This is a genomic window from Pukyongiella litopenaei (assembly GCF_003008555.2).
Lineage (GTDB): Bacteria > Pseudomonadota > Alphaproteobacteria > Rhodobacterales > Rhodobacteraceae > Pukyongiella > Pukyongiella litopenaei.
Genome location: NZ_CP027665.1, coordinates 3,587,136 through 3,611,584, shown reverse-complemented (window position 1 = coordinate 3,611,584; position 24,449 = coordinate 3,587,136). Strand labels below are relative to the sequence as shown.

Below are 24,449 nucleotides of genomic sequence, written 5' to 3'. Positions count from 1 at the left end.
TGCCCCGCGCCCCCGAGCGCACGCCGGCCAGACCGGACGCATGCCCCTCGGACCCCGGTCGAGACGCCCATTGCATCCCCGCTCACGATCGGCTAGACGCCCCTTTACACCAGGACGTTGAGGCGAGTTGGCGGAGTGGTGACGCAGCGGATTGCAAATCCGTGTACACCGGTTCGATTCCGGTACTCGCCTCCATTTAAAAACAATCACTTACATCACTCCTTGCCGTGCTTGAGGCCCCGCGTTTACAGGGGCGTTTACATTTTTGTGTCTTGAGACAGTGATTTTGCTCGATTGAGCTTACGCAGAACCGCATCGCTTTCGTCCGGGCTAACCTGCGCATAATGCTCGATTACCTGCGCCGCGTAGCGAACCGACCACCCCATCAGCACCGCAATCTGGCGCAAAGACAGATCGGCATTTAGCAATCTTGTCGCCGCCGTCCCGCGCGTATCAGACAGTGTCTTCTCCCTGCCGTCGATCCAAGGGGGAATCTGAGCTTCGCGCCGCCACTTGGTGATCTGGTTCGATGCCCAACGGGCCGTCAAAGGCCTGCCAAGCTCTGACACCAGTAACACCTCTTGGCCTTCCGGCGTCTCTGCGATCAGTTTCTCAAGTGCTGAAGTGGCAGGGATATATGCGATCTGGCCGCGCTTACTGGTCCTGAAACGAAGGCGCTTGCCGTGCGGCGTGTCTTCGAATTGGTCCATTTTGACCTGAACCAGATCAGCTGCCCGCAAACCGGTTTCGCATCCGGCGGTCAGGATCCTCTGCACCCATTTGGGTGCATGTTTATTGAACTGTGCGATATCGCCGCTCGTCCAGATGATTTCTGTGCGGTTCGATTGGTAGAGCTTCTTGAGCTTGTGGCAGTGATGCTCTTTCAGCTTCCCCTCTTCCACCGCCCAATTGAGGACGCGCGTCGCATGGGTGCCCGCCATATCGTGCTGCTTGGGCGAATGAAGCCACTTCTTGCGCCAATTGTTAACCTCGCCCCGCGAGGCGCGCTCTTCGAACATCGCGACAGGATCGGCACCGAACTCCTCGCGGAACAGCTCCAGCCACTTGCGGATATCAGCCTTTGAACGCTCAGCCTTGGGCAAGGACGCACTGGACAGAAAATCGTCGACCAAATGAGTCGTCAGGTATTCGGCCGGGCTCACGGGCGTACCGCACTGTGAAAACGCATGGAAGAATTCGGGTTCTTTGGGGTTCGGGTCCGTCCCTTCCCAAAATTTGGGGCCGCCCCGCCAAGCATAGAAATGGTAGCGCACACCAGACACAACCTTGCGCCGGACACGGTGGACACCCTTGGGAAGGTTACTTCTGGGCACGGCGCGCTCTCCGCTGTGCAACGAGGCTCGGCTGAGAAGCAGCTTCGCGTTCTGCCGCGCTGATGCCCTGAACAGCATCCAATCGCGCGCGAATGAGTTTCGGGTCATACCACCCACGCCGCCCTGGCACCGGAGCGATACCCGTCCTACGGCAGAAGTCATAGAAGGACGCGCTCGGCTCACTGTACCCGAAGAGAAGCGCAAGCTCTGGGGTCGGAATCAGCTGAATATGGCTCGGGCTCATTTTTCCGCCCTCTCACCCACGGCTTCTTGCCGCGACATGGCTGCCCGCAAACAAGACACCACCTGAGCGCCTTGTGAGCGCAAGTTCCGCACGGCCTCCTCTTCGAGCCAGGCTTTCACGTCCGCTGGAAGGTTAAGTTTGAACTGGGTTGTCTTCATATTTACACCTCAACAAAAGGACATAAAATGTCCATATCATTGAGGACAAATATTGTCCATCATGGAATCATGAAAGAAGAAGCCTTGGTCCAATTCAAACTCTTGCTTCCTGCCGCGCTCAAGAAGCGTCTGGAAACGCATGCCACACTGAACCGGCGCAGCCTGTCGCAGGAAATCGTCGTCGCTCTTGAGGAGAAGTATCCGGCCGCAGAACCGGATGCGACATCCGATCCAGCGGCCCGGATGCTGTTCTGGCTCGCCAAACGCATCCGCAGAAGGAACCCGAAGCCCGGAACTCCCAGAGATAAGCAAGCCGCCCTGTATGAGCGCATTGCGGGCGATATCGCGGAACGTATGAAGGACATCGGCGAATAGCCTTAGTAGGCCACCCACTCATATCCCTGGTTGCCTTCGTGATCTTCCCATTCGACACCGACCCCGCGCCTCCAATTTGATGACGAACAGCGCCGCGTCGGCAGAGCCCATTGTGGGGCGGCCGCTGGTGTTGTGCGTTGCCAGCCGAATTCGCCCTGCGTGCCGTAGGTCCCAAGGCGCATGTTATAACTCTCAGAACAATCATCGTCGCGGCCACGTTCGCGATGACTGTAGTACCGCACATCCCAGACGCGGATCGAGCGCACGAAATCGAATTCCAGACCACTGATGTCGATATCGGCACCACCTTCGACCACCCGAGCGAGAATGACCTGGCCGAGGGTCTGACCTATTTGGTTGCTGCCCTCCCAGATCTTCGGGGCCGTGCTTTGCAATGGCGCGCGCTCAGAAACACCCAAAGGGCAGCGCCAGATTTGCAACGGCGGCTCAATCGGCCAGGGAGTAATCCTGCGGATAAACACGGCACGGGCGTGGGCACATTCTGCTGACGCGGGCCAACCACCAGCCAGGCAAAGCAGAATGGCGCAGTCAACCTGATAGGCCTTAGCCGCCTGCGGGGCCACGGTTGAAAGCAAAGCCAAGCCAGCTCCGGCGGTCAAATTTCTTACAAGTCTGCACCACATATCAATAAATGCCTTAGGACTACATTACTACACTATTGATAGGTTACCTGGAATCCCGACCTTCACACCATATACGGGCATAGTGTTTGTGATGTTCGCGTGAGTTTTGTGGAATATATTCCGTAGAGCGGTTCCTGTGATCTGGCCGAATACAGGCCATGAAATTGAGGGAACAAGTAGGGCTAAACATCCGGAATCTAAGAAATTCCAAAGGATTGAGCCAAGAACAACTAGCTTTGGCTGCGGACGTGGACCGCAGCTACATCAGCGAGATCGAACTCGCCAAGAATTCAGCATCAATAGATATTCTGGAGCAGATTGCGCTTGCCCTCGATGTTGCCCCCAAGGAATTGTTTAACGAGAGGGGCTAGTTTTGCCCAAACTTGAGAGTGTTCGCACGACGGCTGAAGCCATCGGCCGTATTAAGTGTATCAGGACTGGCAAAGAAATTGGTCTACTGTACCAGTGGGATAACGGCGAGACGCAGGCCGCGCTGCACGAAGTTAGCCCTGCCGAAGAACTCAACTACTCAAATAAACTGAACGGCGGAAACGTTGGCCCAAGGTGCTCTTAACGGCCGCAACGTGGCCCCAAGCACTTTGGTTACCGAGTATATTGAAGATCGACCTTACCGCGCGCGCTCTCGAAGTAGTTCGTATAGCAAATCGCTGATTACACTAAATGTTGCCTGGCTTCTCGCAGACTCCGCGATTTGCGCAAACTCTGGATCTTCCATTTGCTGCCTCACTATAATGGAACACGCCGACGAGAACCGATCTGCGTCAGGATACAACTCACGGGGAAGTTCAACAGTCCCTTCGCGATCAAGGGCAAGATTGTAGAGAAACAGGAATTCGGACCGCTTTTCTTGGTAGCTTTGTATCTGGCCAGTTAGATTCATTACGCCAAAGTCTTTGTCACTCAGGCGACTAAGCCGTTCCTCTATTTCCTGCTTATCAGTAACATTGCTTGTCCAAAGAACACCCCGACAATATTCTTCGTCCACTTGATCAAATCTGCCATCGCCAACAATTACGTTCAGAGACTCTTGGAGTTTGACAATTCCTGCACCAAGTTCATCTTGGGCGTTTGAAGCGGTCGAATACACACAAATCGATGCCAGGACGACAACCAATAGAGAGTTTATTGGCCTTGGAGCAAACGGACGGTTCGGCAATTTGATTCCTTTCGATTGTGGTTCGAATATGTTGATGTCTTAAGTGAGATCGAAGAACAAGCGGCCAGGATGTCCACGTTGACGGCTTCCGGGAAAACACTTGCTAAAGGCCGATATTTTCAGGCAGAACAAGGCGCTATTCAGACTTACTCACTTCCAATTCCAACACGCGCGCATAGTCTCCACTGACCACGCGTGCCTGCTCAAATACCTCCCGCCGTTGCTGATCCAGGCAACGGAAGTACCGCTCGACATTGGTAAAATACGTCTCCGCATCGCGCCTCAACAGGTCAGCATAGGCCCGCACGTCGTCGGCATTGGTCGGCATCAAGGGCGGCGTAGGCGGCAGGCAAGTGCCCGCGATCGCGGCAGAACCCCAGCTCAGAACGACCATAACCGCCCATGTTTGCTTCAAAAGCGCCATATTATCTTGGCTCAGCCACTCCGTTGCAGTAAATTTGTTTCAACGCATGAAGGGCGCAATAACTCAAATTGCACCTATTGATTGCAAGATTATAATATTGTATCGGTTCGGTAGTCCATGAGGGACTGCCGGGCCAATGCACAATTCTGCAAGGCTCGATCCTATGAATTTGATGCAAGACGCCCCTAATGTTGTCAGTGAAGACGGGCTGCGCACGCTGCTTGCCGAGGGTCATTCGGCGGATGTTGTGTGCCGGGTTACGCCCAAACGTACAGGTGCTCAGTGGTCCGGAGTTTGGACCGTGCATTGCGTCTCGCCAGATGGCGAAACGCGTCGCCTGCTCGTCACCGCACGCAACAACATGGCTGCCCGAGAGTTCAAGACAATCAACGGCTTATCCAGCTTCCTCGCAGGTCTTGGCGTTTCGATCGTCTCAATCCCGATGCTCGAAGGCAAGATCGCCTCACATAAGCTGGACGACGCGGGCTAAGACACTTGCCGTCCTTGCAGCAATCAACGCTGCACCCGCCTATTCTGAAGGCTTCGTGCTTTCCATGCGGGCCGATGGCCAGCTGGAAACCAAATCCCCCCAATCAGGTTTTGCACAAAGCTATGTCGACGGGATTGGTGCAAACCCGCCGGAGCTGATCGTATTCGCAGCTCCGGAACCTGAAGCTCCCACTCCTGCACCCGCCCGGGCAGTTCCCCGCCCCGAAATCCTCGCAGCGCTTGAAAGCACCGCGCATCGTTATGGCGGGCACCCTGCACTGCGCCGCGCCGGTCTGTCGGTGACGGAGTGGCAGGCCCTCTTCCAAGCCAATATCGAGATCGAAAGCGCCTATCGCCCGAATGCGCGCAGCTCGGCAGGCGCGATCGGCCTCGGTCAGTTGATGCCCGCGACGGCCGCGCAACTCGGCGTTGATCCGCATGACTGGCGGGCGAACCTTGATGGATCCGCACGCTACCTTTTGATGATGTTGGCGCAGTTCGGCACGCCTGAGCTCGCGCTCGCTGCCTATAATGCGGGACCAGACGCGGTCGCGCGCTATGGCGGCATCCCTCCCTACCAAGAAACCCAAAATCACGTGCGCCGCGTCATGGCCGTGCGTGATCGACTGACTGGAGCCTCCTGATGCACATACAATTCCGCACAATCCTGTCGCTGGCTCTGGCCAGTCTAATGATTGCCAATCCCGCCTTCGCGCAGAGCATCGACCTCTCGCCGGTCCAGAACCTGCTGCAAGGCATCGTCGACACGATCACCGGCCCCCTAGGCATTGTCATAGGCACCTTGGCTTTGATCGGCGTGTTCCTCTCCTGGCTCTTTGGCATCCTCGACTTCCGCCAGGCTCTTTGGGTACTGGTCGCGATCGCAGGCATCGCAGCTGCGCCGACCATCGTGACCGCGATCTGGGGCGCGTAAATCTGACATGGCAACGCAATCCCGCCTCTTCCTCGGTCTGATCCGGCCGCCAAAGCTCATCGGCTTGCCGATCATGTATGCCATGGTTTGGCTCTTCGGGTTTGTGTTGCTGTTTCTCTGGGTCCAGAGCTGGCCGGTGATCATCATCGCCGCTCTGGCCTATCCCGCGCTGTGGAAAGCGGCGGATTGGGATCCGGCCTTTCTTGAGGTGATGGTCACCGCCCTACAGGAAACGCCGCCCACCCCGAACCGCAAGATCCATTCGGGGGACAGCTATGCTCCATAACCCCTCGGATGATCTTGCGACGCTACCGGACTGGGCGCGCAAAGAGCGGCCTATGGCCAGTATGCTGCCCTATGTCAGCCTCGTGGATGACGTGACAATCCGCACGCGCGGCAATGCGCTGTTCCAGTGCATCCGCCTTGATGGCGTCAACAGCATGACCAGCGATGGCGCACATTTGGAGAAGATCCGCGCGCTCTTTGCGGCGATCATTGCGCAGATTGGGCCGGAATACTGTTTCTACCTCCACAAGGTATCAAGAGCGATCGAGACCGCCTTGCCACTAGTGCCCAATGAGGGGTTTGCCCAAGCCCTGGACAGCCGATGGCAAACGGCCATGGCGCGGGCGGGCCTGCGGGACAAAACGCTCACACTCACAGTTCTGAAACGTCCTCCCCTCGGCGCTCGGCTGCGCCTGAAACGTGCAAATTCAATCGCGCAGCTGAATGACCGGACAACCAAACAGCTGCGCAAGCTCGAGGAAATCGTTGGTTTTCTGCTGTCATCTTCTGCCGAGATGAATCCGCGCCTGCTTGGGGCTGAGAGCGGCGAACTGCTCGGCTTCCTCGGGGCGCTCAATATTGGTCAGGAACGGCCGCTGTTCGCCAAATCGCGATTTGGCGTCATTGCCGAAGATGTCGCCAACACGCGCGTCACGTTTCAGGGGCGAGGCTTTACGCTCGACGATGGGACGGCGGGCAAGCGGCTTGGCACTAGCTTTGCAATCAAGACCTATCCCGCCAAAACCAACTGCACCATGTTCGATGAGCTGAATCTGCCTGTCGACATGGTCGTCACGCATTCCTTCACGCCGATCAACAGCAACACCATGGCCAGCCGGATCAAACGGCAACAGCGCTTGATGAAAGCAAGCGATGATGGCGCGATATCCCTTGCGGAAGAACTGGTCGACGCGCTGGATGATCTGGAATCCAAACGGCTCAGCTTTGGCGATCATCACATGACGGTGACGGTTTTCGCCGAGACCGAGGAAAAGCTGGAAGCCATCGCTTCCGAGGTACGCAACATCGCGGCCAGTGAAGGCGTCAATCTTGTCAATGAGAGCTTTGCAGCTCGGACGCATTATTTCGCGCAGCATCCGGGCAATGGGCAGATGCGCAGCCGCAAGGCCGCCATCACCAACACGAATTTTGCTGATCTCGCAGCGCTGCATCGCGGTCAACTGGGCAAACCCGGACACAAAGTGCCTTGGGGCAAGCCGATCACTCTCTTCCCGACGCCGGAGCGTTCGGGCTTCCTGTTCAACTACCATGAGACAGGTCAGCCGGACAAAGAGCCGACCGGTGGGCACACCTTGATCCTCGGTCGTCCTGGCTCCGGCAAGTCGGTGTTGTCAGCCTTCCTCATGACCCAAGCCCGGCGCTGCGACGCACGCGTGTTTGTCTTCGACTATCGCGCTGGCATGGAAATGGCCGTACGCGCCAATGGCGGGCGCTACAGCGCCATCAAGGCAGGTGAAGCCACTGGCCTCAACCCACTGCGCACAGAAATCGACGGGCGCGGGCAAGCCTGGCTCTCCGATTGGTTGGCCACCCTTTTGCATCGCTCCGACAAGCCCCTGAGCCCAGTTCAAATTAATCGCATCCAAGAAGTGGTGCGCCAGAACGCCGGAGCCAGCGATGCCACGCTGCGCAACTGGCAGGATTTGGCCTCCCTCTTTGTGGCCGGGGCGGATGAAGGGGATCTGTTCGAGCGGATCCAGGAATGGACCGCAGACGGCCGCTACGGTTGGATTTTCGGGCAAAGCTCTGAGGATACTTTTTCGCTCGATGGTGATGTCGTCGGGTTCGACCTTACCGGCATTCTCGACAGTGAAAGCGAGAAGGAACGCATGGCGGTCCTCTCCTACCTGTTTCGACGGGTGGAGCGTGTGATCGAGGATCGCAAACCGACACTGATCATCATTGATGAAGCCTGGAAGGCGCTGGATAGCCCGTATTTTGCCGACCGGCTGAGCAACTGGCTGGTCACGGCACGGAAACAGAACGCGGTCGTCGTGATGATGACCCAATACGCAAGCCAGCTCGAGAAAACCCGCACCGGCAAAACGATTGTCGAAGCCGTTCCGACGCAGCTCCTGCTTCCCAACATCCGCGCTTCGGCCAGCGACTACACCATGCTGGGCCTCACTGAAAAAGAGCTGAGCGTGCTCCTAGGAACGGGCAGCAACTCTCGCCTGGCGTTGGTGCGTGACGATCAAGGCTCGGTCGTGATCGATGCCGATCTAAGCGCGCTTGGCCCTTACCTCACGATCCTTGGCGGCATGGAAAAAGGCGAGGCGCTGGTCGGAGCGGATTACCGCCAGAACCCCGAATTTTGGAGACAGATTGATGCGTAGACTTTGCGTGCTGACCCTTACCCTTTTGACCCTGACAGCCTGCGCGGAATACCGGCCATCTGAAGCCAAATGCTTTAACTCCTTTGCCGAGGTCAGTCGCAGCAACTGCAATTTCGAGCTGCTCGGGCCGATTGGTAGTCTCCGTGAATAAGCACCGCCTGCATATCTTTGCAGGCTTGGTGTCGCTCGCCGCGCCATTTGCCTATGCCCAAGGCGTGCCGACCTTTGATGCGGGCATGTTCTTGCAGCGCGAGCGCGTGTTGCAGCAGGGCGAACAGGATCTGGCACTGCAGCGGGATCGTTTGACCAAAGAGGAAGAGCTTGAAGAGCTCGAGCAGGAACAACTCCAGGCGCTGGAAGACATCCTTGATGCCACGACGTTAGCCAGCGGGAACTCAGGCGCACTGGTCGCAAGCCTAGAAGCTGGTTCAACACCTGAAAGCGCCGCAGGCACGCTCTATGGTTCGGTCGATCCGAACCCCGGCGCGGCACAAATGTTCGGCGATGCCTCGGGATCGATTGAACAGCTGATCATTCGTGCCGCCCAAGAAACGCACCATATGTCCGGTGTGCGCGCTGCAGGCCTGTCGCCCAAGCAGTGGCGCTGTCTGTTGCAGGCGCTGATCTGGCAGGAAAGCCGTTTCACCATCGGCGCGCGCTCGCCTGTTGGTGCATTCGGCCTGACCCAGATCATGCCAGGCACGGCGCAGGATCTCGGGATTTACCCGGCCTATTATGAAAACCCCTACATCCAGGTCACCGGCGGCGCGCGCTATCTGGCCCAGATGCTGGCCATGTTTGATGGCAACATCATTCACGGGCTGGCGGCCTACAATGCCGGTCCCGGAAATGTGCAGCGCTACGGCGGCGTGCCGCCCTTTGCTGAGACCCAGCATTACGTTCAGGTCATCCCCGAACGCTACAATCTCTACCTTGCACGCGTCGGCGGTGTTGATGCGCTCGGCACGATTGATCCGGTTCTGCTCGCCAACTCCACGATGAGCCTGACCTCATTCGGCGCAGGGGTCTATGGCGATTACTCCTTGGTCTCCGTGCAAGCGGCCGCGTTGCGCGTGCAGGACATCATCACCCGCATTGGCGAGACAGATGACATTCACACGGCGATGTCGCTCAACACCTATGCGCGGGCAGAACTCGCTCGCCTGATCGCAATCCGCACGCGCCTCAAGGCAGCTCATACCCGCCCTCTTAGTGCGGCTGAACTGGCCATGGCAGCCGCGCAGGCGCGCGAACAAGACTTCATGCAATTCGATCTGGAGGTACTCCGATGATCCGCTTTCTTTCTGCCGTAACCACCTGCGCGTTGCTGTTTGCCTCACCCCTATTTGCCCAAGGTGTCCCCACGGTCGACACGCGCAACATCGCGCAGGAAATTCGTCAGCTGCAGCAAATGCTGGAGGATTTTGGGATCCAGACCGACCAGCTCGACACGCTTCTCGAGCAGCTCGACCTGGTGCAGCAGCAACTCGATACGTTGAACGAAACCTACGCAGCCCTGACCGGCGCGACGGATATCCTTGATATGGCTATGGGTGGTGATCTCGACGGCCTACTCGATCAGGAATTCGACGATCTCCTTGGCACCATCCGGCAAATTCAAAGCGGTGACTTCAGCGGCCTTATCGGCAACGCCGCCCCTCAGATGGAAGGCCGGATGACGCAAGCCTTGGAGAATGCAGGTTTTGACCAAGACAGCCTGTCCGACATGGCCAGCAGCGGCAATCCGGGCGCAGAACGCATTGCCAGCCAAGCTGGCACCGGGGCAGTGATGTCGGCGGCCGCTGAGAACAGCTATGACGAGGCAGCGCAATCCCTTGAACGGGTTGAGCAACTGGTCTCACTGATCCCGGACATGGAAACGCTCAAGGAAGCAGTCGATCATAACACCCGCGTCACGGCCGAGCTAGCCATCGCCATGACGCGCATGTGGGAGCTCGAAGCCATTCAAACGGTCGGCGCTGGCCAATCTGGCGTGGTGGATGCCGCCACACTGGCCGAAGAGCGCCGCTACATGGACTTCACCCTGCCAGACCTGCGCGCGGACTGACCCCATGAACAGTGAGGCAGAAATCATCGAAGAAGAGCTCGTCTACGGCGCACGACGACGCGAGCTCATGTGGCAGAAACTGGGGCTGACAGGCATGGCGTTTGGCATGGCAGGTTGCCTCTCCGCTGCCCTCGTGGCCCTGTTCGACGTGGACCCGCCGCCCATGATCGTGCCCTTTGATAGCGAAACCGGCATGGCCCTCCCCAATGCCATGGTTGAAGCGGTCTCACTCACGGAACGCCCCGCTATCATCGAGGCACAGGTCTACCGCTATGTCATTGATCGAGAGACATACAATCAGCTCGACAATGATGTGCGCGTGCGGCGGGTCCTGGACCAGTCGGACGGCGCGGCCGCCGCAGGACTGCGCGCACTTTGGACCAGCGGCCATGAGGCCTATCCGCCCGACAGCTACGGCACAGATGCGCGGCTTGAGGTCGAGGTGCTCTCGATCACCCATATCAGCACCAATCGTGCCCAGGTGCGATTGCGCAAGCGGCTTAATTCGCCGCGCGGCAGTCAAAACGGGCTCTTCACCGCAACGCTGATGTTTGAGTTTAGGCCCGAGAATAGCCGGTCGATCGACGATGTCTGGCAGAACCCTTTCGGCTTCACCGTCACCGAATACGCGATCCGCTCGGATCGTTTGGAGTAACCCATGCGCCGCCTGTTCCTGGCCCTCGCCTTCCTAATTTCACTCGCTGGCACCGCCTATGCAGAAACCCAGCCGCGCCAAGGCCCCTATGATGCCCGCGTCCGGCTGGCCACCTATCAGGATGGGCAGGTCTACCGTATCCGCACCAGCCTGACCCATGTGACCAGCATTGAGTTTGGCCAAGGCGAGACCATCCGCTCGATCATTGCGGGCGACACCGAAGGCTTCCTGTTGGACGGCGTGCCCGGTGGTCAGGCTTTTGCGATCAAGCCCGTCACACGCGGTGCGCATACCAACATCACCGTCTACACCAACCGGCGCAGTTACTATTTCAACGTGACCGAGGCGAGTTCGCCGACCTTCTACGTTATTCGCTTCACCTATCCTGTGGCGGCACCACGTCAATCTCGTGTGGCCGCAAGCCAACCTTCAAACCACGCCTATGGCGTCAGCGCGCGGTCCGAAATCACCCCGCGCGAGATTTGGGATGACGGCACCTTCACCTATTTCCGCTTTGCCGCAAACGCGCCGCTGCCCGCGATCTTTCGCTGGTCGGCGGGCAATGAGCGCAGCGTAAATGCGCTGGCGCGGCCAGATGGCGTGATCCGTGTATCAGGTGTCAGCGATCGATGGGTGCTAAGGCTTGGTGAGGACGAGATCTGCGTCCAAGAGATGAGCGAGGCAAACCACAATGAGTGAAACAGCTGAGCTTAAGAAACGCCTCGAAGCGCTTGAAGGAAAATCACAAAACCCAAAAACGCGACCATCATTTTTCGCCGTCGCCCTAGGCATTGGGGCAATCGCGGCTCTTGGCGGCCTATTGATGTTGTTCTCTGGCGGCTCTGAACCCGACAGCCTGGAAACCGCGTCCCCAGATGAGTTCCAAGCTGCCGGACCGGGCTTTGGCGCGCTCGAGCCAACGTCTGCATCGATTGACACAACCCCGCCACCCGAGCCGGAACTAGACAGCGAAACAGAAGAGTTGCGCGCGCAAATGGATGCCATGCGGTCCGAGCTCGAAGCCCTGCGGAATGCGCCTGCACCTGAAGCCCCAACCGTCGACACACAAGCATTGGATACCTTGGGAGCAGAGATCGATGCCCTGCGCAGTGAGGCCGCTGCGACGCAAACCGCCCTGCGCGAAGAGTTGGAAGAACGCGCACGGCAAATCCAGCGACTACAGAACGATCTAGAGCTTGCACGCCTGGAAGCCCCGCGCTCACTTGCACCAACCGGCCCGACGGCCGAGGAACTGCGCCTTCAGGAGCTGGAACGGCGGCGGCAAGCCGAACTTGAAGAGCTACAAGCCCGTATCGCCAGCCCAATCATCGCCTTTGGCGGCACCGGAGGCGGCAAAAATGAAACCGCCGCACAGCAGCGGCGGCTTGATGGCGATACAGACTTTGTTCGGAATGGCGCTGAACCCGCCGAGGTGACGCAAGCCCAGTTGATCGTGAACCCGTCAAACACGGTTGTTCAGGGCACGATGATCCAGGCCGTGCTGGAGACCGCAATCGACAGCTCGCTCGCTGGACAGGTCCGCGCAATGGTATCGGAAGATGTACATGCCTTCGACGGCTCGCGGATACTGATCCCGCGCGGCGCGCGGCTGGTAGGACGATATCAATCCGGCCTCGACATCGCGCAGCAACGCGTAACGATTGCCTGGGATAGGATAATTCTTCCTAGCAACCAGACCGTTGAAATCAGCGCGTTTGGTGGCGATGAACTGGGGCGCTCCGGCACGACCGGTTTTGTCGACAGCCGCTTTGGCACGCGGTTCGGTTCTGCCGCGCTGATATCTCTGATCGGAGCCTTGCCTGCAGTGGCAGCCCAAAACACCGAAGATGGGATTACCTCTGACGTCTTGGAAGGCATTGGCGAAGACTTGCAAGACAGCGCGCAAAGCGTGATTGGCGAATATCTCTCCGTCTCGCCCGTGATCTACGTCGATCAAGGTGCCCGCGTCACCGTGATGGTCGACCGCGATCTGGAGATATTCTGAGCATGGCCGCAAGCTATCTGCAAAGCTCAATGGACAAGATCCCCGAGGCGCGTGATCCAAAGCTGATCGAGCTTTGCATCAACCCCGACGGCACGCTGTGGGCCGAGTTTCAGGGGGATCACTTTATGCGGTCCGTCAATCGACCGCTCTCGCCAAACGAAATCAAAGACCTGGGCAATCAGATTGCTTCGGCCGCGAACACCACGCTCAGCCGGACTAAGCCCATTGTGTCGGTCAGCATCACCTACCGTGACCGCCCAATCCGCGCGCAAGTCATTCAGCCCCCCGCTGTCGATGGCGGCTATGCGATTTCCCTGCGGTTCTTTGCGGACCTGCCATTGGACCAAATCAAGCTGTCTTATCTCTTCGGCAAAGAACGCAGCAATGAAGGTGCGCGGCGCAAGCGCAACGCCGAGCTGCGCGATGTCGTGGCCACGTGCGATATCGACGCTGCGATCAAGTTCTGCGTCACCCACAAGCTCAACATGATCGTGTCCGGCGGGACCTCCACCGGCAAGACCGTCACGGCGCGCAAGATCCTCTCCTTTGTGCCCGCCGATGAGCGCATCATCACCATCGAAGAAGCCGCCGAACTACGTCCAACGCAGCCTAATGTCGTCACACTGATGTCTGACCGCGATGAGGCCACGCGCAGCGCTGATGTCCTTCTGACCTCCACCCTGCGCATGCGCCCGGACCGCATCGTCCTCGGCGAAGTACGCGGCAAAGAGGCCGTGACCTTCTTGGAGGCCATAAACACTGGCCATGGTGGCTCACTCACCACGCTGCACGCTGAAACCCCTCAGCTGGCGGTTCAGCGTCTCGCCATCGCCGCCCTGAAAACGGACGTGCCCATGACCTACCAGGACATGAACGACTACATCACCCGCTCGATCGATGTGATTATCCAAGCCGGTCGCCATGAAGGCGCGCGCGGCATCACCGAATTCTACCTGCCGGTTGATCCGGCCCATTCAAAGGAAACAGCCCATGTTTGAATACAAAATTGAACTGATCAACACCGCCAAAACTAAGCCACTGAAGATCGAAGCGCAGCTGACCGCCCTTGGCCAAGATGGCTGGGAGCTGGTCTCTGTCGTGCCAGATTTCGACGGTGAGCACATCCTGAAGGCATTCCTGAAACGTCGCACTGGTGACACCACCTAAATTCAACCGAGGAGGAACCGATGGGCGTCGTCACCTGGATGGTAGAGACAACCGAAAACTTTCTGGATGACGCAGCTCAAACCACCTTTGGCAACGTCGCCGGTCAGCTTGGCGGCGTCATTGCCGTAGCCTCGACGTTGGCTGTGATCGGCGTCTTCCTCAACATGGTGTTTCAGTACAAATCCATGGATGGGCGGACCGCGTTCTGGTTCGCCCTCAAGCTCATGCTGATCTCCCTCTTTGCGATGAACTGGGTCCAATTCAATGCGGTAGCGAGCGCGCTGATCGATGGGCTCGACCAACTCGCAGGCGGCATGGTGGCGGGGCTTGGCGGCGGCGGTGCAGGTGCATCCTATTTTGCAGAGGCCTTCGACGATCTTATCGAAGAATTTGGTGACTATCTGAACGCGGCCGGTGACAACATGCATTGGATGGCCGGAGCCCTGATCGGCGCGATCGGCGCTTTCCTCCTCGGCGTGATCGGCGCGCTCTGCGGCCTTGTCCTGATCTTCGCCAAGATCATGCTGGCCTTCATGATCGGCATCGCCCCCATCATGATCGCACTGTCGCTGTTTGATGTCAGCAAGGACTATTTCCATCGCTGGCTGTCCAACACGGTATCCTATGCTCTCTACCCCCTCGTGATCGCTGGGGTGTTTTCCACGGTCGTTGGCATGTCCCGCTCGCTCATGACTGAACTAGGAGACCCCTCTGGCGCGAGCAACATCGGCGCGCTGGTGCCCTTCTTCATGATGATGTTCCTCGCAGGCGGCATGATCATCGCCACCCCGCTGATCGTCCGCTCAATCTCAGGCAACTTCATGATGGCCGGAACGCCGAGCATTCCCAGTCCTGGCGGGTTCGCCAAGGGTTTGATCGGAACCAAGGGCTCACGGGCGCGGGCGCGGTTTGGGACGAGGTCAAATGCTGAGATCGCCGGGGCTGGACTACGCCAGGCGGGCGGTGCGACTGTCTCGATGGTTCAGCGGGTGGCTGAGCGTGCGAAGCGGTTGGAATGAATTGGTCCTTTTCAAACTGCTTCAAGTTAGAAAGGTATTGCTAGAAAGCCTGCCAAGACAGCGTTTTGCAATAAGCGCCATGCATCAGTCAAAGCTTTCGGATGGTGTCAGATTTCAAACTTTTCCAAACGAGACCCCTTACGAGAAACTTGCACTCAACCTATAGTAAATCAGGTTAAACAAGCTTGGTGTAAAATGGCGTCGCTTCAGGATTCAGTTGCAAACAAATTTCTCGAAACACTTTCAAATGATGAAAATTTTGACTCATCCAAAACAACGAAGCTTGAAGCGCTTCTGAAAGAAGGTCGAAAAATTAAGGCCGACGATCTGGCCGCGATTTTCACTCTTCCAGACGGAGGGGAAGTTCTGTGATCAAGATCGTTTCAGCACACATCGAAGAATTTCGTGGAATTCGTAAGTTGGACATCAACTTGGCTGAGAAGACCTTCGCGATATCCGGCCCGAACGGCTCGGGAAAAAGTGGCGTCATTGACGCCATCGAATTTGCGCTAACTGGTCAGATTGGAAGATTGACCGGAACCGGAACCAAAGGGCTGTCACTAGCAGATCATGGTCCTCATGTAGACCATATCAAATTCCCAGATGCTGCATTTGTAGAGCTGGAGGTATCCTTCCCGACACTTGGCAAAAAAGCCAAGCTCACTCGCAAGGTTTCTGCCCCCAAGAAGCCAAGTATCGAACCGAACGATCCGGACATCGTGGAAATTTTGGACGAAGTTTCTCAGCATCCCGAAATCACTTTGGCGAGAAGAGAAATTCTGAAATTCATCTTGGTTGAACCAACGAAGCGATCGGCACAGATTCAAGAGATTCTAAAGATCGATGAGTTGGGTCAGACCCGTTCGGCACTGAACACAGCATACGGCAAGCTCAACCGGGCAGCGATTGCAGCGGAAAAAGATACGCAGGACAAAAGAGATACGCTGTTGCAGCACCTAGGCATCACGTCTTTGTCTGCAGCTGAAATGCTGGAAGCGGTCAATGCAAAGCGCAAGCTGCTAGGACTGGAAATCCACGACGCAATGACGGCTGATACAATCATCGACCAGGGCTTGGCGGAACCTACCGGTGAACAATCGCTCAATAAATCCGCAGCACTGATCGAACTGGACAAGCTTAACAAGAAGATCGTCGAGCTTGGGCAATCTCCGTCTCCTGATGCTGAAGCTCTTATCGATCAGATCGAGCAACTCGAAAAGGACGCACGGCTCCTCGTTTCGTTGCAACAACGGGAGTTGGTGGAGAGTGGCTTGAAGCTGGTGGACGGCCCGTCATGTCCGATGTGCGATCATGAATGGCCCGATGAAGCACATCTTCTTTCGCACCTACATGCCAAGCAACAGAAATCGCAAGCGGCAGGAGAGCTGAAGCAAAAGCTCATTGAGCATGCATCATCACTTTCGACGGAAGTGGGAAACTTGAAAGCGCTGCTGCTCGAAACTCACCGTATTGCCAAGATTGAGAGCGCAGTTGAAATGCTGTCCAGCGTCGTCACATGGGGCAAAGACTTGGCGTTTTTTCAGGAGCAACTAAAGTCTTTCGCAACAATCTTGGAGTTGAAGGATCGCTTGGCCAGTGGATGGCCAGCCATTCCGGAAGGCTTTGGGGCCAAACTGGCGGACTTTATGAGCGCTATTCGCGCGAAGCCTGATCAATCTGCTTCGTTGGCCGCACAGAGTTTTCTGATCAATGCTGAACAGCGGTTCAAGGACTACAAAGCAGCACGTCTCACCGAGACAGCTTCCAAAAAGGCACGAGACGCCAGCGAAGTCGCATATGACGCTTGGTGCGCAGCGATGGAGTCGGAACTCGACGAGCTATACGAGGCCGTCGAAGATGATTTCAGTAAGTTTTATCGCCTCTTAAATGACGGCGATGAGCAAAAATTTGTCGCACGTTTTAAAGCAACTGAAGGGCGTCTCGATTTTGATGTGAATTTCTACGAGCGGGGACTTTTCCCACCAGGTGCTTTTCATAGCGAAGGTCACCAAGATGGCATGGGTGTATGCCTATACCTTGCATTGATGAAGCGGCTCTTGGGTGACCGTTTTACCGTCGCGCTGCTCGATGATGTTGTGATGTCTGTCGATGCAGACCATCGTTACCAATTTTGCAAACTTTTGATGGCAGAATTCCCAAACACGCAATTCGTGATTGCCACCCATGACAAAGTTTGGGCAGAGCAGATGCGTTCGGCAAAGCTGGTGACCCGAAAAACATCTATGGCCTTTGATAGTTGGTCTGTGGACACCGGTCCGTTGGTAGAATCGAACCCAGAAATTTGGGCGGAAATCGATTCAGCTTTGGCTAAGGGTAAGGTCGAAGTTGCCGCTCCGATTTTGCGGCGTCACATGGAGTTTGTAGCCCGACTCCTTGCGGATCAACTGGGGGCGCAAACGGTCTTCAGAGCAGACAACAGCTACGATCTAGGGGGGCTATTACCGAGCGCTTTTTCTAGACTGTCAGATCTCCTAGGAAAAGCCGTCGACTCGGCGCAATCCTGGGGCAACGAGGACCAAAAGTCCAAAGCGCAGGCTCGCAAGCAACGTCTCAAGGCAGCCAATACTCACAAGGGCGAGGAAGACTGGACCGTCAATAAGGCCGTACATTTCAACGAGTGGGCCAACTTTAGTCCCAACGACTTTATGCCTATTGTTAAGGCGTTCAAAGATCTGCTGGCATGCGCACAATGCGATGACTGCGGATCATGGCTGTATATTTCTCCCAAAGGCACTGCACCAGAAGGGCTTCGGTGTTCATGCAACTCTGTTAACCTGAACCTTAAGAAAAAGCCTAAGATGCCGCTTTAGGGCCTGCGCGATGTGCATCTATTACGGCGAATTCTGTTTGGAATATGCACCAAGAGGGGATGCTTCTGCTGCCTACACTCATCGGTCAGCCGCCCCCGCAATGAACCTCTCCACCCGATCTGTTCCCGCCTGATATTCGCCCCGATTAGGCTTGTTGCCTGACGTCACCTCCCGCTCTTCTCTGGCCAAATCATCGATCTCTTCACGTCGCTTCCCGCTACTTTCAGATCCCTCAGCAGGCATCACCTTCGGCACCTCAAGCGCTCCAATCTTCGCCTCCAGTGCCTTGATCTGCCCTTGCAGCCCGCGCATCTGGTCCCCCGCTGAGGGATATGGCAGATCACCGGTCTGCTTGTCGAAGATCTGCTTAAAGAAGCGATCCTCGTAGTATTTGATCCGCTTGGCGCGGACGGGCATTTGCGCGTCGACCACAAAGACGATGTCATCAAGATCCATGCGACGCGCCTCATCCTCGGGTAACAAAGCCGTTTCTTCCGTCCGTTCAGACATGCTGCGCCCCGCGAAGGGGTTTCGGCCGACCGATCGCGAGCGGGTCACAACGCGCTTGGTTGTTTTGCCGACGGCTTTGCTGAGCTCTTCGATGGTCTTTTCATCTGATGGGGTCAGGTAGAGCTTGATACCCGCGTTACCCTGCAGGGCGCGGCGGGCATTTTCGCCGTATATCTCGTCCAAGGCTGGGATCGTCTGTGTGACGATCGCGAGGTTGGCCCGGTAGGACCTCAGTGTTTCGATGCTGTCTAGAACGATCGGCATTTTACCCAGCCGGTTGAACTCATCGAGCATAATCATCACCGGCCAAGGCTCATCCTTGCCAGGTTCATGGTCTTGTAGCGATGCCAACAAATCCGAGAAGAACAATCGGATCAGCGGTGCGAGGGGTTTCACCATCAGCGGTTCGACCACAAGATAGACCGAAAACGGCGTCTTGCGGATTTCGCGGAAATCGAAGTTTGAGGTCGCGGTTGCGCGATCGATGGCGGGGTTGGACCATTGTTTGAGGCCAGATGTCATCAAGAGCGAAAGGTAGGACGTTAGCGTGTCGTTGTTGGTCGAGGCCATGCGCATGAAGATCAGCTTGGCGGCTGGGTTGACCACCTCGTCGGCGCGGCGGCGATATTCCTTCTGCTTGTCGCCACCTGATGCGGTGATGCGATAAATCTCGCCCAAGGTCGGCCGCTTGCGCTCGAACGCCAAGAGCCCTGCCGCCACGAATAGATCGATACCGCCATCGAGGAGCCCCTGAACCCGATCATTATCAGCTTGCAAGAACAGCGAAGCCAGGAGTTGCAGCTCCATCTGCTGGCGGTCGACGTTTTCCAGCGCCGATATGCGCAGCAAGGGATTGTAGCGGTGCGAGCGACCATCCTTCCAATCTGTTGGCGCGAACCGGAACACCTTGTCGCCCTGCGCGGCCCTGTGGCGCGCCGTCGCATCGAAGTTTTCGCCCTTCACGTCGAGCACGACGGCACTGCCCTGATAAGTCAGAAGGTTCGGAATGACGAAACCCGTAGTCTTCCCGCGTCCGGTCGGGGCCACGATCAAAGCATGGGGAAAAACCTTGGACATGACAAAAGGTTTGCGGCTCTTGGGCTTGCCCATTTTTCCGAGCACAAAGCCGTGGCCAGGCTTGCCGAAGAAGCCGTTGCGCTTCATCTCAGACATGTGCTGCCAGTGGGTTTCACCAAACTTGGTCAGCGCGTCGTTCATCAACACAGCGCTCAGCAAAACGCCAGCACCGGTGCTAATCCCGACGATCAAGTGAACGATCTGCATATCGTCGGGGTGGGTTATTCGAAGAACCCCATAGCTGCGTGACAGCATCAAGAAATCGATGTCTGCCCCAACCCCGAACCAGCGGAACGTCAGACAGGCCGACGCCAGAACATACCCCAGCACCGCGCCCAGAAGAGCAAAGCTCATGACGCCGAGTGCGATCCGTGCCTTACCCATGCGTCACGCCCTTTTCGCCATCGCTATCGACATGCCGCTCGCGTCGGGCGTCTATTTCTTCATTGGCGATCTCGTCGAGGACGTGCTCCATCCCCACGCTGCTCGCTAGAGCGGCATCGCTCTGCAGATAGGCTTTGGCCGCATAGAGCCGATCCAGGCGGTCTTCGATATGTTCCTCCAGCGCGGTCTCATCGCCAATCGCCAAGTCAGGGGTGTTTTCTTCACCGACCAGATCCTCCAGTTCGGCCCTCAAGGTCTCGCGCTCCAGATCGCTGCGGAATGGCTCTGCCGTCGGATCATCTCTCAAACGGCTCAGGATATCAGCGGTAGTCGGCGGCAACCTGTCGACCATGCTTTCCTGCCGGTCGGCTTCCACCGCCCCACTGTCCTTGAGAACCTCGACATCTGCCAACACTCGCCCAAGATCACTGTGCACTTGGTCGAGACGGTCGATCGCTTTCTCGAGCTCATCGGCGCGTGACAGGTCAAAGCCTTCCTTCTCGGCAATTGCCTTCAGATCCTGCCCAAGCCACTGCCGCTCCAGTGCTGCGTTCCCCGCGCCGATTTCGACGCGACGCGTCACATCCTGCGCGTCTATGCCGGTGCCTTTCAAAGCTTTCTGAAGACGCTCTGCAAGAGCTGGATCCTGCAAAGCGCCTTGGGCCTCGGCCCGTATATTCGCAGCGGAATAGATCCCACTCTTGGACGCGTCCTCGAGCAAGGTGTGGGACTGCGTTCCAATTGGGCTCAGATGCGACAGTGAACGATAGATGTCGTTCAGCTCATGCTCGAGCGCCACCCGCCGTTCGACCGGAGCGTCCGCCACAATGCGCTCGGCTTGGTTTAACTTGTCGTGAAAGGAATCCACGACCTCATCAAAGGAATGCTGTTCTTCGGCCATGCCATATACCTTTCCATCTGCTTCAAGCGATTTGCCCTGCGCCAAAAGTTTCGCGGCCTTGTCCAAGGCCGCTGCAATGTCATGCTGGTTCTCACGCGAGGCTTCGGCCGCCAATCCGCGATAAAGCAGCGCGTTCTGCGCCACTTCGACCAAGGCACGGTCAAGCTCTGGTCCCACGCGCTCGCGCTCGGTCAGCTTCTGGCCCGTAGCTTCAGCACGACGTTGGTCCACGTCGCTTGGCCTCTTCGTCGTGATCCCGCGCTCCAGCTTTCGCGTCGCCTCAAGCCGCAGCCCATAGCGGTCCGACACCTCCACCATCGCTTCGCGAAAACTGTCGTAGTTGAAGTGGTGCCCTTCTTTCAGAAAGAAGAATTCACCGTCCTTGCTGCGCCGGTTCAGAACGATGTGCGCGTGCGGATGGTCCCGGTCCTCATGCACGGCGGCGATGTAGTCAAAATGGCTGCCGTCGCCCTGAAAGAACCGCTCGCAAATCTCGCGCGTGATCTCGGCGACATCCTCTCCGCGCGTACCAATCGGGAAAGCCATCAAGAGATGCGAGGTATGCCCCAGCTTGGGATGGAATCCCTCATTCCACTGCGCTGAAAACCGTCGCGTGACCTGTTCGATCTCTTTCGCGGACAAGACGCTTTGACCGTCATAGGTGCCACGGCTGTCGATGATAAAGCTCGACTTGGTGGTCAGGTATTCCAGCTGGTTGCGCAGCTGCGCTTTGTTGTGCGTTCCGCCGTCGCGAATGGCTTTGAAGATCGCGGGGGAATGCCCCATGGCGGCGCGCGCCATTTGCTTGGCACGGGCGCGCGGGACGTTGCCGCGAATGCGGCTCCAGTCGCGATCGAAAAAGGCCTCCTGCACGGCGGCAACGGCACTATTCCGGGCCATTGGCAAAGCCTCCCAAAACGCGGGCAACCTCGCCGGACAGCGCACTTCGGCGGCGCTGCGCCATGTCCTGAACCTGGTCGGCGATGTTGAAGATCAGCCCGGCCAGAGCGCGCACCTCGCCATGGGCAGAATTGCCATAAGGCGGCGTTTTACCCTGGCGCTTTGCCTCATTCAGACGCTGCGCGATCTGGTTGATGTTGTTGCCGGTGCGATTGAGAGAGGCCGATAACCCCTGCATCTGGTTGGCCAGTTCATCGTCGGGAACAAATAGATCGTTCGACGCATAGATCAGCCGCCGCAACCCCTCGGCGCGGCTGGCAATTTCATGCCGCGTCAGCACCGCATCGAAGCTCGCGAGCTCCTTTGGCGTCAGCCGGACATTTACCAGTTCGGAGCGCACGCGCGCGTCGAGTTTGCGGCTTTGATCGGCCTTCAACGTGTAGAAGATGCTTCGGGTCGTGACGCCGAATTCGCGGGCCAGATCCTCGATTGGCACACCTTCGGCACGCTTGCGCACGATGGCAAAACGCTGGTTCTGCGTCAGTCGCTTGTGCCGTGGTGCGCGCGGTCGGCCCATGTGAAGTAATCACCCCTATTTCTTGCCAGCATCATACAGGCAGCCCTGTTATGGCATTTCGCCATAATTGATTCAATATTATAATATTGCATCAGCTGCCTGTATTCCGTTTGGAGCAGCCCTACGCTGCGACCGCCGGGCAAAGCCCGGCCACATGCGCAAGGCATGGCACCACTAATCGTGGTTCCACGCCTCAGCATCGCCAAGCAATTGCAGCGCTATTGCGCGGGCCGCGCCTTCGGCGCTGGCATAGGTTTGATGATCCGGCAGCTCGTGCAAATCAAAGGGCTGTTGCGGGTCGTCCGGGGTCTCAACTCGGACATAGATTGCCCAGCCATCGATCAGTGCTGAATCATCACAATACTCCTGCCCGCCATCGGGCAGATTGCTGAACCCATGCAGATGCACGCTGGCGCGGCCCTCTCGGGCCGCCTGCCTGATGTCAGAATACCTCATGGCGAACCTCTGCACTTTCCCCGATGAAAAATTCATCAGGCCTGCCGTTCAGGCGAGTGCCATCCCGACTGGTCAAACCAATAGCTGACCCGTTCCGCGAGAAGGTGATGAGGTACTGCCCAAGACCATCGCACGTCACCACATACCCGCTGTTGGCCCAGTGAACGCGGTTGCCCGCGTCCACTGCTGTTTTGATCTCTTCCAAGGTCATCGCAACGCCTCCTCAAGGATTGCGAGCGCCCCAAGACAGTCATCGATATAGGGCTGCTCCTCGCCGTCCAGATCGTTCAGCTCCAGCCGGTTCAACACCGCGTAAAGCGTGGCGCGCGCCTCACGGGCGGCGCTTCGCAGGCTGACCGTGTCTTCCAGACGCGCGGTCGCGAAATCATCGCTGTGGTAGTCCGGGGTCATGCCGCCACCTCCTTGCTCTGACCTGCTGCGTGCAAAACAAAGTCGGCAGCTTTCTGCGCCTCGGACGCCGCGCGAAAAATCGCCCGCTTGTCCTCTTTGAGCGCTTTCAACCACCCTTCAACATAGGCGGCGCTTTGGTCGAATTCCGGCGCGACGCCAATCTGAGCACCAAGGAAACAAGCACCGATTTCCGCCACCAGCTCTTCAAAGGCGTAGGCCTCGCGGTTGGCAAACTTCTTGATCCGCTCAAGCCGCTTTTCGCTGCCAGTCCAATGGATCACTTCATGGGCCAAAGTCCCATAGTAGCCTGCCGCATCGTGAAACGTGGCAATCGGTGGCATGTGGATGTGATCTTTGGCGGGGCTGTAATAGGCGCGCGGATCATCACTGGTGAGGATCTCCGCCCCGATCCGGCCGAAAAACGCCTCAAGCTCAGGATCTTCGGCCGTTCCCAGATCGCGCGGGGCCTCGGGCCGGATGTAGCAATCCTCCGGCAGACCCTCGATCTGGTCCGCATTAAAGACGCGGTAGGCGCGCGCATAGGGCACCTCTTCCTCGACACCCAGTTCGTTCTCTCGGGTGAACGTCCCGTATTTGACTACGGTCGACGACGTTTCACCTTTGCGGACCTGTCCACCCAGCTCCTGCGCCTGTTTGTAGGTCATCCAGCGGCTCGAAACATAGCCATGCTTGGCCGCCATCACCCAGAGCATCAGGATATTAATCCCGCGATACTCCTCGCCATTGTGTCGGGTTGGCAGGGCAATGCCCGACGCGCTCCCTGTCCACGGCTTGCGCCAAGGCGGCGTGCCCGCCTCAATCTCTGCAATAATGGTGTCGGTGACATGGGCATACGCGCGATATAGTGGGCGCTGGCACAAGCCTCCATTCCGACCAAACACGGTGGCAGGGACCGAAACAGCGCGAACAGTTGTGGTCTGGTGTACTTCCTGCGCTTTACGATGTGCCCTTGGACGTCCATCGCCACGACGTGAAAAACATTCTTGCCGAGATCGATCCCGACGACTGCAAACTCTGACATGATCCTTTCCTCTTTTTTTGATCTA

The 24,449-nt window shown here is 57.4% G+C and carries 27 protein-coding genes, 1 tRNA gene and 1 pseudogene; 18 read left to right on the top strand and 11 right to left on the bottom strand.

Features of this window, described 5'->3' with window-relative positions; genetic code table 11:
- The first annotated feature begins 121 nt into the window (after positions 1 to 121).
- Positions 122 to 195: transfer RNA gene (locus C6Y53_RS17635), tRNA-Cys, on the top strand.
- 62 nt (positions 196 to 257) lie between these two features.
- On the opposite strand, the gene C6Y53_RS17630 is transcribed toward C6Y53_RS17635, so the two are convergent.
- The gene (locus tag C6Y53_RS17630; RefSeq protein WP_244614877.1) at positions 258 to 1,274 is read right to left on the bottom strand and encodes a tyrosine-type recombinase/integrase; all 1,017 of its coding nucleotides are present in this window, start codon (positions 1,272 to 1,274) and stop codon (positions 258 to 260) included.
- Between the two features lie 489 nt (positions 1,275 to 1,763).
- Here C6Y53_RS17630 and C6Y53_RS17620 point away from each other — a divergent pair, with 489 nt between their 5' ends.
- Positions 1,764 to 2,111: a hypothetical protein gene (locus C6Y53_RS17620; protein WP_149615554.1), complete on the top strand. Its 348-nt coding sequence runs from the start codon at positions 1,764 to 1,766 to the stop codon at positions 2,109 to 2,111.
- 2 nt (positions 2,112 to 2,113) lie between these two features.
- On the opposite strand, the gene C6Y53_RS17615 is transcribed toward C6Y53_RS17620, so the two are convergent.
- Positions 2,114 to 2,755, bottom strand: a complete 642-nt coding sequence (locus C6Y53_RS17615; RefSeq protein WP_106473619.1) for a hypothetical protein — start codon at positions 2,753 to 2,755, stop codon at positions 2,114 to 2,116.
- A gap of 158 nt (positions 2,756 to 2,913) precedes the next feature.
- On the opposite strand from C6Y53_RS17615, the gene C6Y53_RS17610 reads away from it, so the two are divergent.
- Positions 2,914 to 3,126, top strand: a complete 213-nt coding sequence (locus C6Y53_RS17610; RefSeq protein WP_106473618.1) for a helix-turn-helix domain-containing protein — start codon at positions 2,914 to 2,916, stop codon at positions 3,124 to 3,126.
- 257 nt (positions 3,127 to 3,383) lie between these two features.
- On the opposite strand, the gene C6Y53_RS17605 is transcribed toward C6Y53_RS17610, so the two are convergent.
- Positions 3,384 to 3,932, bottom strand: coding sequence for a hypothetical protein (locus tag C6Y53_RS17605; RefSeq protein WP_149615553.1), 549 nt, complete (start codon positions 3,930 to 3,932; stop codon positions 3,384 to 3,386).
- A gap of 136 nt (positions 3,933 to 4,068) precedes the next feature.
- Positions 4,069 to 4,356, bottom strand: coding sequence for a hypothetical protein (locus C6Y53_RS17600; RefSeq protein ID WP_244614875.1), 288 nt, complete (start codon positions 4,354 to 4,356; stop codon positions 4,069 to 4,071).
- Between the two features lie 163 nt (positions 4,357 to 4,519).
- On the opposite strand from C6Y53_RS17600, the gene C6Y53_RS17595 reads away from it, so the two are divergent.
- The 15 genes from C6Y53_RS17595 (at position 4,520) to C6Y53_RS17530 (ending at position 18,166) form a co-directional block, all read left to right on the top strand.
- A complete protein-coding gene (locus tag C6Y53_RS17595; protein ID WP_050673810.1) occupies positions 4,520 to 4,846 on the top strand; it encodes a hypothetical protein in 327 nt (108 codons plus the stop codon).
- Positions 4,847 to 4,910: 64 nt separating this feature from the next.
- Positions 4,911 to 5,489 carry a lytic transglycosylase domain-containing protein gene (locus tag C6Y53_RS17590; protein ID WP_106473617.1) on the top strand — a complete coding sequence of 193 codons (579 nt, stop codon included), beginning with the start codon at positions 4,911 to 4,913 and terminating at the stop codon, positions 5,487 to 5,489.
- Positions 5,489 to 5,779, top strand: coding sequence for a TrbC/VirB2 family type IV secretion system protein (locus C6Y53_RS17585; protein WP_025060020.1), 291 nt, complete (start codon positions 5,489 to 5,491; stop codon positions 5,777 to 5,779). Before C6Y53_RS17590 ends, C6Y53_RS17585 begins: the two co-directional genes overlap by 1 nt.
- A 7-nt stretch (positions 5,780 to 5,786) precedes the next feature.
- Positions 5,787 to 6,065 carry a VirB3 family type IV secretion system protein gene (locus C6Y53_RS17580; RefSeq protein WP_106473616.1) on the top strand — a complete coding sequence of 93 codons (279 nt, stop codon included), beginning with the start codon at positions 5,787 to 5,789 and terminating at the stop codon, positions 6,063 to 6,065.
- Entirely contained in the window at positions 6,055 to 8,421 is a 2,367-nt protein-coding gene (locus C6Y53_RS17575; protein WP_106473615.1) for a VirB4 family type IV secretion/conjugal transfer ATPase, read from the top strand. The genes C6Y53_RS17580 and C6Y53_RS17575 overlap by 11 nt, the downstream gene beginning before the upstream one ends.
- Before the next feature lie 143 nt (positions 8,422 to 8,564).
- Positions 8,565 to 9,713, top strand: coding sequence for a lytic transglycosylase domain-containing protein (locus C6Y53_RS17570; RefSeq protein ID WP_211299421.1), 1,149 nt, complete (start codon positions 8,565 to 8,567; stop codon positions 9,711 to 9,713).
- On the top strand, positions 9,710 to 10,489 hold the full coding sequence (locus tag C6Y53_RS17565) for a type IV secretion system protein (RefSeq protein ID WP_106473614.1): 780 nt from the start codon (positions 9,710 to 9,712) through the stop codon (positions 10,487 to 10,489). The genes C6Y53_RS17570 and C6Y53_RS17565 overlap by 4 nt, the downstream gene beginning before the upstream one ends.
- Positions 10,490 to 10,493: 4 nt before the next feature.
- Positions 10,494 to 11,144, top strand: a complete 651-nt coding sequence (locus C6Y53_RS17560) for a VirB8 family type IV secretion system protein (RefSeq protein WP_106473613.1) — start codon at positions 10,494 to 10,496, stop codon at positions 11,142 to 11,144.
- Positions 11,145 to 11,147: 3 nt separating this feature from the next.
- Positions 11,148 to 11,843, top strand: a complete 696-nt coding sequence (locus tag C6Y53_RS17555) for a TrbG/VirB9 family P-type conjugative transfer protein (protein WP_106473612.1) — start codon at positions 11,148 to 11,150, stop codon at positions 11,841 to 11,843.
- The gene (locus tag C6Y53_RS17550) at positions 11,836 to 13,149 is read left to right on the top strand and encodes a TraB/TrbI/VirB10 family type IV secretion system protein (protein WP_106473611.1); all 1,314 of its coding nucleotides are present in this window, start codon (positions 11,836 to 11,838) and stop codon (positions 13,147 to 13,149) included. The genes C6Y53_RS17555 and C6Y53_RS17550 overlap by 8 nt, the downstream gene beginning before the upstream one ends.
- 2 nt (positions 13,150 to 13,151) lie before the next feature.
- Positions 13,152 to 14,147 (top strand): ATPase, T2SS/T4P/T4SS family, encoded by a 996-nt coding sequence (locus C6Y53_RS17545; protein ID WP_106473610.1) that lies wholly within the window; start codon positions 13,152 to 13,154, stop codon positions 14,145 to 14,147.
- Entirely contained in the window at positions 14,140 to 14,316 is a 177-nt protein-coding gene (locus C6Y53_RS17540) for a DUF4177 domain-containing protein (RefSeq protein ID WP_211299420.1), read from the top strand. The genes C6Y53_RS17545 and C6Y53_RS17540 overlap by 8 nt, the downstream gene beginning before the upstream one ends.
- Before the next feature lie 20 nt (positions 14,317 to 14,336).
- Entirely contained in the window at positions 14,337 to 15,335 is a 999-nt protein-coding gene (locus tag C6Y53_RS17535; protein WP_106473609.1) for a TrbL/VirB6 family protein, read from the top strand.
- Positions 15,336 to 15,530: 195 nt separating this feature from the next.
- Complete coding sequence (locus C6Y53_RS21085; protein WP_211299419.1) at positions 15,531 to 15,707, top strand: hypothetical protein; 177 nt, start codon at positions 15,531 to 15,533, stop codon at positions 15,705 to 15,707.
- Positions 15,704 to 18,166: an AAA family ATPase gene (locus tag C6Y53_RS17530; RefSeq protein WP_106473608.1), complete on the top strand. Its 2,463-nt coding sequence runs from the start codon at positions 15,704 to 15,706 to the stop codon at positions 18,164 to 18,166. The genes C6Y53_RS21085 and C6Y53_RS17530 overlap by 4 nt, the downstream gene beginning before the upstream one ends.
- A 78-nt stretch (positions 18,167 to 18,244) precedes the next feature.
- Here the strand turns inward: C6Y53_RS17530 and C6Y53_RS17525 are convergent, their stop codons facing one another.
- The 7 genes and pseudogenes from C6Y53_RS17525 to C6Y53_RS17495 all read right to left on the bottom strand — a co-directional run bounded on the left by C6Y53_RS17525 (position 18,245) and on the right by C6Y53_RS17495 (position 24,263).
- On the bottom strand, positions 18,245 to 20,137 hold the full coding sequence (locus C6Y53_RS17525; protein WP_106473607.1) for a type IV secretory system conjugative DNA transfer family protein: 1,893 nt from the start codon (positions 20,135 to 20,137) through the stop codon (positions 18,245 to 18,247).
- Positions 20,130 to 21,938 (bottom strand): relaxase/mobilization nuclease domain-containing protein, encoded by a 1,809-nt coding sequence (locus tag C6Y53_RS17520; RefSeq protein ID WP_106473606.1) that lies wholly within the window; start codon positions 21,936 to 21,938, stop codon positions 20,130 to 20,132. Before C6Y53_RS17520 ends, C6Y53_RS17525 begins: the two co-directional genes overlap by 8 nt.
- Positions 21,925 to 22,515, bottom strand: coding sequence for a helix-turn-helix domain-containing protein (locus C6Y53_RS17515; protein ID WP_106473605.1), 591 nt, complete (start codon positions 22,513 to 22,515; stop codon positions 21,925 to 21,927). Before C6Y53_RS17515 ends, C6Y53_RS17520 begins: the two co-directional genes overlap by 14 nt.
- 174 nt (positions 22,516 to 22,689) lie before the next feature.
- Positions 22,690 to 22,971, bottom strand: coding sequence for a hypothetical protein (locus C6Y53_RS17510; RefSeq protein WP_106473604.1), 282 nt, complete (start codon positions 22,969 to 22,971; stop codon positions 22,690 to 22,692).
- A 7-nt stretch (positions 22,972 to 22,978) separates the two neighbouring features.
- Positions 22,979 to 23,182 (bottom strand): annotated as a pseudogene (locus C6Y53_RS17505) (hypothetical protein); the annotation flags it as partial.
- Entirely contained in the window at positions 23,179 to 23,382 is a 204-nt protein-coding gene (locus C6Y53_RS17500; protein WP_014880597.1) for a hypothetical protein, read from the bottom strand. The gene C6Y53_RS17500 and the pseudogene C6Y53_RS17505, both read right to left, overlap by 4 nt.
- The gene (locus tag C6Y53_RS17495) at positions 23,379 to 24,263 is read right to left on the bottom strand and encodes an ArdC family protein (RefSeq protein WP_106473603.1); all 885 of its coding nucleotides are present in this window, start codon (positions 24,261 to 24,263) and stop codon (positions 23,379 to 23,381) included. The genes C6Y53_RS17500 and C6Y53_RS17495 overlap by 4 nt, the downstream gene beginning before the upstream one ends.
- Between the last annotated feature and the right edge of the window lie 186 nt (positions 24,264 to 24,449).